Here is a 12,110-nt window from a genome sequence, read left to right as displayed (position 1 = left end):
CAGAGTGCCTCCGTCGAGGGATTCTGGATTGCTTCGCTACGCTCGCAATGACGGCGTGGTGAGAGCTTGGGCTAATCCAACCCCGCCCGCTTCGCCGGTTTCTGCGCCGTCGTCTTCGGCACGGTCACGTCGGGCAGCGCCTCACGCACGATCTCTGCGGCAGGGGCATCTGCCGACACCGTCTCTGCCCGCACCGGGGCCACCTTCATTTCGCCGAGGCGGGCGCGGACCTGGGCGGTGAGGCCGGGATAGGACGCAACCGGGGTGAAGTCCGCGGCCTGGTCGTTGCCGACGCGGATGCCGGTATAGGCAACGAGGCCGTCGGTGGTGGCGATCACGTCGCCGGCCTTCAGCGACGAATCCAGTGCAAGATCGACCGGGGCGAGGCCAACCGGATCACGGCCGTTGCAGGTGCAGTCGGCGCGCAGCGCCTTGCGATAGGCGAACGCGTTCTCGCTGTCGGCGTAGCGCTCGCCGGTCTGCGAATAGGCACCGTCGATGCTGGATCCAAAATAGACCTTTGTCGCGGTGGCAGGGCAGAAGGCCTGACACATCTGCACTGGTGAGACCATGCCTCGCATCAGCGGGAAATACTTGCCATCGCAGCTGCGCACGCAGAAAGCCGGGCCCGAGCCACCGGCTGCGGCCGAGCGTGCCGGCGGTACATATTGCGGATTCTGCTGGCCTGTGGAGGGATCGGAGTAGGAGTTCGGCTGCTGTGGTTGCGGCCGCTGCATTCCGCCGAACAGGAAGTCGAACAGGCCTTCGGCCGAAACCGGGGCCGGGGCCACAAGCATGGGAACCGCAACCATGACGGCTGCGAGCATCACGCGACGCCGCGTATGGGACAACTCTGTACGCACAGCTCACTCCACCCGACGCTACGGAACCGGTCAGGACCGTTCGATGTCTCCAGCACACGATTCACCGTAATGCGCGATGGTAAATGAGCGGTTGCGTGGAGGCGGTTTCAAGACGAGGCGGTGATCTCTTTATGGCCGCGCGCAGCTTCACGGACGGCGTTGCTGCCGGGGCACGCTCGGGCATGCCGACGGAGAAGCAATCGTCCTCTCTTACGCCTTCAAGAATTCCGAGGCCTTGTAGAGCGAGCGGAACGGCAGGCCGGCCGCGCCGAACGTGTCGGTGGCGCCTTCCTCGCGGTCGACCATGGTCAGCACCAGCACCACATTGGCGCCGGCCTCGCGCACGGATTCCACCGCCTTCATCGCCGAGCCGCCGGTCGTGGTGACGTCCTCGACGATCACGACGCGCTTGCCTGCGAGCGTCTCGCCCTTCGGCAGGCCCTCGATCGCGAGCTTGGCGCCGTGCTCCTTTGGCTTCTTGCGCACGAAGAACGCTGCGATCGGATGGCCCTTGATCCAGGAGATCTGCGCCAGCGCACCGGCAAGCGGCACCGCGCCCATCTCGAGGCCGCCGATGAAATCGAGATTGTCGTCCTTCAGCGCCTCGTAAGTCAGCTCGGCGAGCAGGGTCGCGCCCTCGGGGTCGAGCATGGTCGGCTTCAGGTTGAAGTAGAAATCGCTCTTGCGGCCCGACGCGAGCGTCACCTCGCCGCGGCCGAATGAGCGCCGGCGGATGATTTCGAACAGGCGGGCGCGGGAGGCAGATTTCGACACGGCGGTCCCTCGAACAGCTTTTTGGAGGAGGCGGAATTTATCCGCGACGGGAGCGACATTCCAGAGGGTGTGTCCCTCGTCAACAGGGATCGGCCATCCCCGGCCGCCGGTTGTGGGGCCGCGACCTTCTGGAGTAGTTGAGAGCCCGGATCGGGCGCGACGCCTCCTCGGGAAGGAAACGGGATGACCATCGAGCTGCACACCTGGAACACGCCGAACGGCCGCAAGATCTCGGTCGCGCTGGAGGAGATGGGGCTGCCCTACAAGGTGATCCCGGTCAACATCACCAAGGGCGAGCAGATGGCGCCGGAGTTCCTCAAGCTGTCCCCGAACAACAAGATCCCCGCGATCGTCGACCCCGAAGGGCCGGACGGCAAGCCCGTCAGCATCTTCGAATCCGGCGCGATCCTGCTCTATCTCGGTGAAAAGACCGGCAAATTCCTGCCGAAATCGCTTGGTCAGCGGATCCCCGTCTACGAATGGCTGATGTGGCAGATGGGCGGCTTCGGTCCGATGCCGGGCCAGGTGCACCATTTCATTGCGCTCGAGAACGAGCAGGATCGCGCCTACGGCCTGAAGCGCTACATGGCGGAGACGCGCCGGCTCTACGGTGTGCTCGACCGCCGCCTGGACGGACGCGACTTCGTCGCCGGCGAGCTCTCGATTGCCGATTTTGCCATCCTGGGCTGGGCCTGGCGCCACCCTCGCCACAAGGTTGATCTGGCCGACTTCCCCAACGTCAAGCGCTGGTACGAGGCCCTGATGGCCCGGCCCGGGGTGAAGCGGGGGATGGAGGCGAAGCTGGATTGAGCTTCGCTTACCCTCCCCTGGAGGGGGAGGGTCGATCGCGCGAAGCGCGAGCGGGGTGGGGTGATCTCTCCACGCGGGCACTGTTGGACGGGGAGAGACCGTCACCCCACCCCGTCACGCAATCTCGCTCCGCTCGATCGCGCGCCGACCCTCCCCCTCCAGGGGAGGGTGAAGAAAGCGCCTCACACCTTCTTCGCCTCCACCGCCATCCGCACCGCCAGCCCGGCCAGCACGGTGCCCATCAGCCAGCGCTGCACCAGCATCCAGCTCGGCCGGTTCGCCAGGAACAGCGCGATCGAGCCGGCCGCCAGCGCGATCATCGCATTGACGCTGACGCTGATCGCGATCTGGATTGCGCCCAGAATGATCGACTGCGTCAGCACGCTGCCGGCGGCGGGATCGATGAATTGCGGCAGCAGCGCCAGGTACAGCATCGCGATCTTCGGATTGAGCAGGTTGGTGACGAAGCCCATCGCGAACAATTTGCGCGGGCTGTCGATCGCGAGCTTCCTGACCTGGAACGGTGATCGTCCGCCCGGCTTCACCGCCTGCCAGGCGAGCCAGAGCAGATAACCTGCGCCGGCAAAGCGCAGCGCGTCATAGGCAAAGGGAATGGCGAGCAGCAGCGCCGTGATGCCGAACGCCGCGCACAGCATGTAGAACACGAAGCCGAGCGCGACGCCGCCGAGCGAGACGATGCCGGCCGCCGGCCCCTGCGTGATCGAGCGCGAGATCAGATAGATCATGTTCGGTCCCGGCGTGAGCACGAGGCCAAGGCTGACGAGGGCGAAGCCGAGCAGGGCGGAGGTGTGGGGCATGGCTGAACCGGTGCGGGAGATGCACTGGTTCTAATATGCGAGGCCGTGCCGGACCATCGCGCAATTGCTCGGAGGACAATTCAGCATCTCGCTACGCATTCGGCGGTGGGACCTGTACCCCCTCACCCGGATCGCAAGAGCGATCCGACCTCTCCCCGCAAGCGGGGAGAGGTGAAGGAAGAGATCAATGCGCCTCGTCCCAATTGTTCGCCGCGCGCGCGTCTACGTGCAGCGGCACCGAGAGCAGCACCGCTGGGAACGGCGCGTCCTGCATCACGTGCTGCACGACGGGGAGCGTCGCCTCGACCTCGGCGTCGGGCACCTCGAAGATCAACTCGTCATGCACCTGCAGCAGCATCTGCGCCGACAGCTTCTTCGCGGCGAGCGCGTCCTCGACCCGCGTCATGGCGCGGCGGATGATGTCGGCGGCGGTGCCCTGGAGCCGCGCGTTGATCGCAGCGCGCTCATTGAAGGCGCGCACCGAGGCGTTGGAGGCCTTGATGTCGGGGTAGTGGCACTTGCGGCCGAACAGCGTGGTGACGTAGCCGTGGTTGCGGCAGAAGTCCCGCGTCTCGTCCATGTAGGCGCGGATGCCGGGGAAGCGCTCGAAATATTTCTTGATATAGGCCGAGGCTTCCTCGCGGGCGATGCCGAGCTGGTTGGCGAGGCCGAACGCCGAGATGCCGTAGATGATGCCGAAATTGATCGCCTTGGCGCGACGGCGGATCTCGCTCGGCATGCCCTTGATCGGCACGCCGAACATCTCCGACGCCGTCATGGCGTGAATGTCGAGGCCGTCGCGGAACGCCTGCTTCAGCACGGGAATGTCGGCGATCTCGGCGAGCAGCCGCAGCTCGATCTGCGAATAATCCGCCGAGACCAGCTTGTGTCCTGGCGTCGCAATAAAGGCGCGGCGGATCTTTCGGCCGTCCTCGGTGCGCACCGGAATGTTCTGCAGGTTCGGCTCGTTCGAGGACAGTCGGCCCGTCGTGGTCGCCGCCAGCGCGTAGGTCGTGTGCACGCGATGGGTCTGCGGATTGACATAGGTCGGCAGCGCGTCGGTGTAGGTCGATTTCAGTTTCGAGACCTGGCGCCACTCCAGGATCTTCTTCGGGAGGTCGTGGCCCTGCTCGGCGAGTTCGTCCAGCACCTGCGCGGTGGTCGACCACGCGCCGGTCTTGGTCTTGGTGCCGCCTGATAGTCCCATCTTGCCGAACAGGATATCGCCGATCTGCTTGGGGCTGCCGACATTGACCGGCTCGCCCGCGATCTCCTGGATCTCGGCCTCGACGCGCGCGGCGGTCTGGGCAAAGTCGCCGGACAGCCGCGACAGCACCTGGCGGTCGATCGAGATGCCGCGCCGCTCCATGCGCGCGAGCACCGAGACCAGCGGCCGCTCCAGCGTCTCATAGACCGTGGTCATGTGCTCGGCGACGAGGCGCGGCTTCAGCACGCGCCAGAGCCGCAAGGCGACGTCGGCGCCTTCGGCCGACAGCGCGGCGGCCTTGTCGATCGGCACCTGGTCGAAGGTGATCTTGCCCTTGCCGCTGCCGAGCAGCTCGTTCTCCTTCATCATGGCATGACCGAACCAGCGCTCGGACAGCGATTCCGGCGCTTGGGAGCCGCGGCCGGCATCGAGCACGTAGGAGATCAGGAGCGCATCGTCGATGTTGCGCAGGGTGACGTCGTGCTGCGCCAGCATCACGGCGGTGAATTTGACGTCGAAGCCGATCTTGAGGATGCCGGCCGATTCCAGCACCGGCCGCAGCGCTGCGATCGCATCCGCATGCTTGACCTGGTCTGGCGCGAGGCCCGCGTCGAACAGGCCGGCGCCGCCGCCGGACTGCTTGTGCGCCAGCGGCACGTAGCAGGCATCGTTCGGCGCCAGCGCCAGCGCGATGCCGCAGAGATCGGCCTGCATCGGATCGATCGAGTTGGCCTTGAGCTCGATCGCGACATGACCGGCATCGTGGACGCGCGCGATGAAGGCGTTGAGCTCCCCGAGCGTCTTGATCGCCTGGTATTTGCTGCGATCGACTGGAAGCTTGCGCAGCGCCTCTTCACGCGCGGCGGCGAGCGAGATCGGCGCGCCCTTCGGGCTCGCAGCCTTGTCCTCCTTGCTTGCCGACTTGTTGGGGCGGCCAGGTGCGGCTTGCGCCGGCGTGCCGGTCCCCGGTGCGGGCACGACGTCCGAGGGCGGCAGCGGCGTGAACACACTGGCGCCGCGGGCATAGCCCGGGTCGGCATCGACATTGGCGGGATCGATCTGCGCATATTCGGCGACGCGCCGCGTCAGCGTGGTGAACTCCATCGCCTTGAGGAAGGCGATCAGCTTGCGCGCGTCCGGCTCGTGGACGGCGAGGTCGTCGAGCGGCACCTCGAGCTCGACCTTGTCGTCGAGCAGCACGAGTTGCCGCGAGATGCGGGCCTTCTCCGCATTCTCGAGCAGCGCCTCGCGCCGCTTCGGCTGCTTGATCTCGCCGGCGCGGAACAGCAATTGGTCGAGGTCGCCATATTCGGTGATCAGCTGCGCCGCAGTCTTGATGCCGATGCCGGGCACGCCGGGCACGTTGTCGGTGGAATCGCCGGCTAGCGCCTGCACCTCCACCACCTTGTTCGGCGGCACGCCGAACTTCTCGATCACCTCCGGGATGCCGATGCGGCGGTCCTTCATGGTGTCGTACATTGTGACGCAATCGGTCACGAGCTGCATCAGGTCCTTGTCGGAGGACACGATGGTAGCGCTGGCGCCGCGCTCGCAGGCCTGCCGCACATAGGTTGCGATGAGATCGTCGGCCTCGAAGCCGGTCTGTTCCAGGCAGGGCAGGTCGAAGGCGCGCACCGCCTCGCGGATCAGCGCGAATTGCGGGATCAGGTCGTCAGGGGCGGGCGGCCTATGCGCCTTGTATTCGGGATAGATCTTGTTGCGGAACGTGATCTCCGATTTGTCGAAGATGATCGCCAGATGCGTCGGCCGGTTGTCCTCGGGCATCTCGCGGAGCAGCTTCCACAGCATGTTGCAGAAGCCGAGCACGGCGTTGACCTGCAGCCCGTCGGATTTGCGGTTCAGCGGCGGCAGCGCGTGGTAGGCGCGGAAGATGTAGGAGGAACCGTCGACCAGGAACACGTGGTCGCCCTTGCCGGCGGACTTGGCTGCAACCGGCTTGGCAGTAGGTTTGGCAGCAGGTTTGGCAGAAGCGGGCTTGGTATCGGCGGCGGCTTTGGGCGCGGCCTTGGTGTCAGCTTTGGCGGTGGTCTTCGGAGAGGTTTTGGGCATGGCCGCAATGTATGAATTTTTGCGGGCTTTGACAGCCTCAGACAGCGAGTTTTTAAGGCGTCGGCGCAGCTATCCCCACTGTCATTCCCCGGCTTGACCGGGGAATCCAGTACGCCGCGGTGCATCGGTCAATAATTGCTGTCTCTGGAATACTGGGTCGCCCGGTCAAGCCGGGCGACGACACTGAGATCGCGGCTACTCCGCCGCCTGCAACATCGGCGCCGCCTTCTTCGGTGCGATCCAGAACGCGTCGGGCCGCTCGAACAGGAAGCGCGCATTGAGCCGCAGCGCAGCCTGCCAGATCGCGAGCGCACCGATCACCCCGGCGACGGTGACGATCAGCGACACCGTGCCGATGTCAGGGATGATCCCGCTGCGCAGCAGCAGCGTCCGGGTCGCCGCCATCGGCAGGAAGAAGGCGAGATAGATCACGATCGAATGTTCGCCGCAGAAGCGCAGGACGTTCATCCACCGGGCGCGTGCGAGCAGCGTGCCCATCGTGATGATCGCGCAGGCACCGGCAAAGCCGAGCAGCAGCGAGACGAGCGTCCATTCGCTGGCCCCCGACGCGACGAGGCCGGCATTGACCAGCGCCCAGGTCGCGAGCGCCGCGAGCGCAAGCGCCGGATGCTTGCGCGCGCGATCCGACAGCGCGAACACGTAAGGCGCGAACAGATAACCCGAATAGAAATAGATGAAGCGCGCGCAGATCTCGTCGATGACGGTCCAGCCGGTCGTGATGCGGGCCGTCTCGAGCGCGGCGGCGACGAGCCAGATCGCGAGCGGCGGGAGCTTGCGTGTCAGTTTTGTGACGACGAAGAAGATCGGCAGCAGATAGATGAACCACAGCGTGCCGAACGGCTCGATGAAGGATTCGAGATACAAGAGGCCAACGTTGTGCCAGCCCGCCTCGGCCGCGAAAGCCGGCGCCTTGAAGCCGAACTGGATCGTCACCCAGACGACATAGAAATAGGCGAAATGCACCACCTTGCGGTCGAGATAGGTCCGCCAGTCGCGGTCGATCACAAGCGCCAGGAACAGGCCCGAGATCAGGAAGAAATCCGGCATCCGGAACGGCTTTGCGAAGGCTACGAGCACGTGCATGAAACCGGTCTCGCCGGCGGCGAGCTCGACCCCCAGCACCGAATGCATCATCACGACCATGATGATGCAGATGCCTTTGGCATAGTCGACCCAGTCGACCCGCGCGGCAGAAGGGGCCTTGATGCCCCCGCTCCCTGCGATTGCGCCTGATGGTGCCATAGTGTCCCTTTTCGAGGCGCCTTTTCGCCCGTCCTGTCCGGGTGTGGGGCAGTGTGGGCCCCAGCGGTTTCGGACTTCTTTACCGGTTCAATTCCCATGCCGCTTTTTTGCATGCGGACTGTTCCTTCCCCGCGGGAAAATGCTAAACCGCACCGCGCCGGGGTTTCGTTTTCATTAACCAAACTAGAACAGGGATTTTCATGCGTATCGCGATGATCGGCACGGGCTATGTGGGACTGGTGTCCGGAGCCTGCTTTGCTGATTTCGGTCACGACGTCACCTGCGTCGACAAGGACGAGAAGAAGATCGCGGCGCTCCACCGCGGCGAGATCCCGATCTACGAGCCCGGCCTCGACGAGCTGGTTGCGACCAACGTCAAGGCCAAGCGGCTCGACTTCACCACCGATCTGAAGAAGCCGGTCGCGGACGCCGATGCCGTGTTCATCGCGGTCGGCACGCCCTCGCGCCGCGGCGACGGCCATGCCGATCTGTCCTACGTCTATGCGGCCGCGAAGGAGATCGCGCAGTCGCTTTCCGGCTTCACTGTCGTGGTGACGAAGTCGACCGTGCCGGTCGGCACTGGCGACGAGGTCGAGCGCATCATCCGCGAGGCCAATCCCAACGCCGACGTCGTGGTCGCCTCGAACCCTGAGTTCCTGCGTGAGGGCGCGGCGATCCGTGACTTCAAGTTTCCCGATCGCGTCGTCGTCGGCACCTCCGACGAGCGCGGCCGCAAGGTGATGGGCGACATCTATCGGCCGCTGTCGCTGAACCAGGCGCCGCTGATGTTCACCGCGCGCCGCACCGCCGAGATGATCAAATACGCCGCGAACGCGTTCCTGGCGACCAAGATCACCTTCATCAACGAGATAGCGGACCTGTCCGAAAAGGCCGGCGCCAACGTGCAGGAGGTCGCGCGCGGCATTGGCCTCGACAACCGCATCGGCACCAAGTTCCTGCATGCCGGTCCCGGCTTCGGCGGCTCCTGCTTCCCGAAGGACACCAAGGCGCTGATCAAGATCGCGCAGGATTACGACGTCTCCTTGCGCATCGTCGAATCGGTGCTGGCCGTGAACGAAAACCGCAAGCGCGCGATGGCGCGCAAGGTGAGCCAGGTGCTTGGCGGCAATTTGCGCGGCAAGACCGTCGCCGTGCTCGGCCTCACCTTCAAGCCCGATACCGACGACATGCGCGATGCACCGTCGATCCCGCTGGTCACAGGCCTGATCGACATGGGCGCGACGGTCAAGGCGTTCGACCCTGTCGGCATGGAGCAGGCCAAGGGCGAGCTGCCTGACATCACCTATTGCGAGGACGCCTATTCCTGCGCGCAAGGCGCCGATGCGCTCGTCATCGTCACCGAATGGGTGCAGTTCCGCGCGCTCGATCTCGACCGGCTGAAGAGCGTCATGGCGCAGCCCGTCGTCGTCGACCTGCGCAACATCTACCGCCCCGAGGACATGGAAGCGGCCGGCTTCGTCTATGAAAGCGTCGGCCGCCCGCCGGTGCAGGGCTGATTGCTGCACATTCTCTTTGAACGAAACCGTCATGGCCGGGCTTGTCCCGGCCATCCACGTCTTGTTCACTGCCAGATGAAAGAACGTGGATGCCCGGCACGAGGCCGGGCATGACGGGTTGATAGATCTTGCCCCGCAGTTTCGACACGCCCCTCCCGATCGATGCCGTGCTCGACGAGCTCTCGCGCACGCTGGAGGCGCATAATGCCGCCGTGCTGGTGGCGCCGCCCGGGGCCGGCAAGACCACGCGCGTGCCGCTGGCCTTGCTCGATGCGCCCTGGGCCAGGGGCAAGAAGATTATCGTGCTGGAGCCGCGCCGTATCGCGGCGCGTGCCAGCGCCGACCGCATGGCCAAGTCGCTGGGCGAGCGCCCTGGCGAGACCGTCGGCTACCGCGTCCGCTTCGGCTCGAAGATCTCGCGCACGACGCGCATCGAGGTGGTGACCGAGGGCATCTTCACCCGCCAGATCCTCGACGATCCCGAACTGTCAGGCGTTGCCGCCGTGCTGTTCGATGAATTCCACGAGCGCTCGCTCGATGCCGACATGGGCCTTGCGCTGGCCCGCGACGCGCAAACCGGCCTGCGCGAAGATCTGCGCATCCTCGTGATGTCGGCAACGCTCGACGGTGCGCGCGTGGCAAGGCTTCTGGGCGATGCGCCCGTCGTCGAGAGCGAGGGCCGCGCCTTCCCCGTCGAGACGCGCTATCTCGGCCGCAAGGCGGATGCGCCGATCGAGCGGCAGATGGCGGACGCGATCGCAACCGCGCTGCGGGCCGACAGCGGCTCGGTGCTCGCTTTCCTGCCGGGCGCCGCCGAAATCCGCCGCACCCAGAATTTCCTTTCCGAGCGCGTGCAGGACGCTTCGATCGAGATCGTGCCGCTGTTCGGCGCGCTCGACGCCGCCGTGCAGGACCGTGCCATCGCGCCGGCGCCCAAGGGCACGCGCAAGGTGGTGCTGGCGACCTCGATCGCGGAGACCTCGCTGACGATCGAGGGCGTGCGCATCGTGGTCGATTCCGGGCTCGCCCGCGTGCCGCGCTACGAGCCCGACATCGGCCTGACGCGGCTCGAGACCGTGCGCGCCTCCCGCGCGGCGGTGGACCAGCGCCGCGGTCGCGCCGGCCGCACCGAGCCCGGTGTCTGCTACCGGCTCTGGGACGAGCCGCAAACGGCTTCGCTTGCGCCCTACACCCAGCCGGAAATCCTCAGCGCGGATCTATCCTCGCTGGTGCTCGATCTCGCGCAATGGGGCGTCAGCGATCCCGCCACGCTGTCGTTCCTCGATCCGCCGCCCGGGCCGGCCTGGAAGGAAGCGAAGAGCCTGCTGACCGAGCTCAACGCGCTCGATGGCGACGGCCGCATCACCGCGGAGGGCAAGAGCCTGCGCGCACTGGCGCTGCCGCCGCGGCTGGCGCGCATGATCGTGGATTCGCATCGTGCGGGCGAAGGCGAGGCCGCCGCCGAGATCGCCGCCATCATCACCGAGCGCGGGCTTGGCGGCGACAGCGTCGATCTCGAGCACCGGCGGGATCAGTTCCGCCGCGATCGCTCGCCGCGCGCGTCAAGCGCGCGCGACCTCGCGCGGCGCTGGGCCGCGCAGGTGGCGGCTTCCGAGCAGGCCGGGCCGCAGGAAGATCTCTCGACCGGCCTGATGCTCGCCTATGCCTTCCCGGACCGCGTCGCGCGCAATCGCGGCAACGGCAGCTTCGTGCTCGCCAATGGCCGCGGCGCCGCCGTCGAGCAGACCTCCTCGCTCGCCCGCGCGCCCTATATCGCGATCGGCGAGATGACCGGCACGGCGGCGAGCGGGCGGATCCTGCTCGCCGCGCCAATCACCGAGGACGAGATCGAGCGGCATTTTGCCGAGCACATCGAGACCGCCGACGAGATTTCGTTCGACCGCGGCGCGATGGCGCTGCGGGCGCGGCGCAAGCGCGTGCTGCATGCGATCACGCTGTCGGAAGCCACCCTCGCACTGTCGCCCTCCGAGGACACCGCGCGCATTCTCGCCGACGGATTGATCGCCGCCGGTCTCGACCGGCTGCCGTGGTCGAAGGCCGCCAAGCAATGGCGCGACCGCGTGATGTTCTTGCGCAAGGCCGAGGGCGACAGCTGGCCCGATCTGTCCGATGACGGATTGATCGCGCGGCGCGACGACTGGCTGGTGCCGGCGCTCTACGACAAGATCGCGCTCAAGGACATTTCCCCCGGCGATCTCTCCGACGCGCTGATGGCGCTGCTGCCCTGGGAGATGCGCGCGCGGCTCGACCGCGAGGCGCCGACGCATTTCGAGGCGCCCACAGGGAGCGTGCTCGCGATCGACTACGAGGCCGAGCAGGGGCCGACCATCGCGGTGCGGCTGCAGGAATTGTTCGGCCTCAACACCCATCCCTCGATCGCGGCCGGCAAGGTGCCGCTGGTGCTGGAGCTGCTATCGCCGGCACAGCGCCCGGTGCAGGTGACGCGTGATCTCCCAGGCTTCTGGCGCGGCAGCTACAGCGCGGTGCGCTCCGACCTGCGCGGCCGCTACCCGCGCCACCCCTGGCCCGACGATCCGGCCAATGCGCTGCCGACCCGGCGGGCGAAGCCGCGCGGGACGTGACAGAAGCAGACCCTCATGGTGAGGAGCGCGGAACGCGCGTCTCGAACCATGCAGGCCCGGATCTCACGTGGGTCCATCCTTCGAGACGCCCGCTTTCAGCGGGCTCCTCAGGATGACGACCTGGAATGGTTGCGAGCCGCCGCGTTAACCGTCCGCTCATCCTTTTCGCCAAAATGACAGCGCTC

General features: G+C 66.3%; 8 protein-coding genes. 3 read left to right on the top strand and 5 right to left on the bottom strand.

The features are described from left to right. Positions 1-71: 71 nt before the first annotated feature. Together AC066S_RS09690 and pyrE are read right to left on the bottom strand one after the other, a co-directional pair. Positions 72-827, bottom strand: coding sequence for a DUF2865 domain-containing protein (locus tag AC066S_RS09690; RefSeq protein WP_164718925.1), 756 nt, complete (start codon positions 825-827; stop codon positions 72-74). A gap of 246 nt (positions 828-1,073) precedes the next feature. Then, entirely contained in the window at positions 1,074-1,637 is a 564-nt protein-coding gene (gene pyrE / locus AC066S_RS09685) for an orotate phosphoribosyltransferase (RefSeq protein ID WP_126260201.1), read from the bottom strand. Positions 1,638-1,820: 183 nt separating this feature from the next. Between pyrE and AC066S_RS09680 the strand changes: the two genes are divergently transcribed. Continuing rightward, positions 1,821-2,447: a glutathione S-transferase family protein gene (locus AC066S_RS09680; RefSeq protein ID WP_126260202.1), complete on the top strand. Its 627-nt coding sequence runs from the start codon at positions 1,821-1,823 to the stop codon at positions 2,445-2,447. A gap of 182 nt (positions 2,448-2,629) precedes the next feature. Here AC066S_RS09680 and AC066S_RS09675 read toward each other — a convergent pair whose 3' ends face one another. From AC066S_RS09675 to AC066S_RS09665, 3 genes are all read right to left on the bottom strand, one after another. Continuing rightward, positions 2,630-3,265 carry a LysE family translocator gene (locus AC066S_RS09675; protein ID WP_126260203.1) on the bottom strand — a complete coding sequence of 212 codons (636 nt, stop codon included), beginning with the start codon at positions 3,263-3,265 and terminating at the stop codon, positions 2,630-2,632. A gap of 184 nt (positions 3,266-3,449) precedes the next feature. After that, complete coding sequence (polA, locus tag AC066S_RS09670) at positions 3,450-6,542, bottom strand: DNA polymerase I (RefSeq protein ID WP_478269521.1); 3,093 nt, start codon at positions 6,540-6,542, stop codon at positions 3,450-3,452. A 195-nt stretch (positions 6,543-6,737) separates the two neighbouring features. Further along, positions 6,738-7,805 (bottom strand): acyltransferase family protein, encoded by a 1,068-nt coding sequence (locus AC066S_RS09665; protein ID WP_478269520.1) that lies wholly within the window; start codon positions 7,803-7,805, stop codon positions 6,738-6,740. Between the two features lie 200 nt (positions 7,806-8,005). Here AC066S_RS09665 and AC066S_RS09660 point away from each other — a divergent pair, with 200 nt between their 5' ends. Beyond that, positions 8,006-9,322 carry a UDP-glucose dehydrogenase family protein gene (locus AC066S_RS09660; protein WP_478269519.1) on the top strand — a complete coding sequence of 439 codons (1,317 nt, stop codon included), beginning with the start codon at positions 8,006-8,008 and terminating at the stop codon, positions 9,320-9,322. Positions 9,323-9,450: 128 nt separating this feature from the next. Further along, a complete protein-coding gene (gene hrpB / locus AC066S_RS09655; protein ID WP_478269518.1) occupies positions 9,451-11,925 on the top strand; it encodes an ATP-dependent helicase HrpB in 2,475 nt (824 codons plus the stop codon). The last annotated feature ends 185 nt before the right edge of the window (positions 11,926-12,110 follow it).

The organism is Bradyrhizobium sp. CFUWI (genome assembly GCF_056429085.1).
This window is presented reverse-complemented; position numbering and strand designations above follow the sequence as displayed.

Bases quoted from the DNA above. Each gene is read 5' to 3' on its own strand.
- AC066S_RS09660 (WP_478269519.1), top strand. From the start codon at position 8,006: ATGCGTATCGCGATGATCGGCACGGGCTATGTGGGACTGGTGTCCGGA.
- polA (WP_478269521.1), bottom strand. From the start codon at position 6,542: ATGCCCAAAACCTCTCCGAAGACCACCGCCAAAGCTGACACCAAGGCC.
- AC066S_RS09675 (WP_126260203.1), bottom strand. From the start codon at position 3,265: ATGCCCCACACCTCCGCCCTGCTCGGCTTCGCCCTCGTCAGCCTTGGC.
- AC066S_RS09665 (WP_478269520.1), bottom strand. From the start codon at position 7,805: ATGGCACCATCAGGCGCAATCGCAGGGAGCGGGGGCATCAAGGCCCCT.
- AC066S_RS09680 (WP_126260202.1), top strand. From the start codon at position 1,821: ATGACCATCGAGCTGCACACCTGGAACACGCCGAACGGCCGCAAGATC.
- AC066S_RS09690 (WP_164718925.1), bottom strand. From the start codon at position 827: ATGCTCGCAGCCGTCATGGTTGCGGTTCCCATGCTTGTGGCCCCGGCC.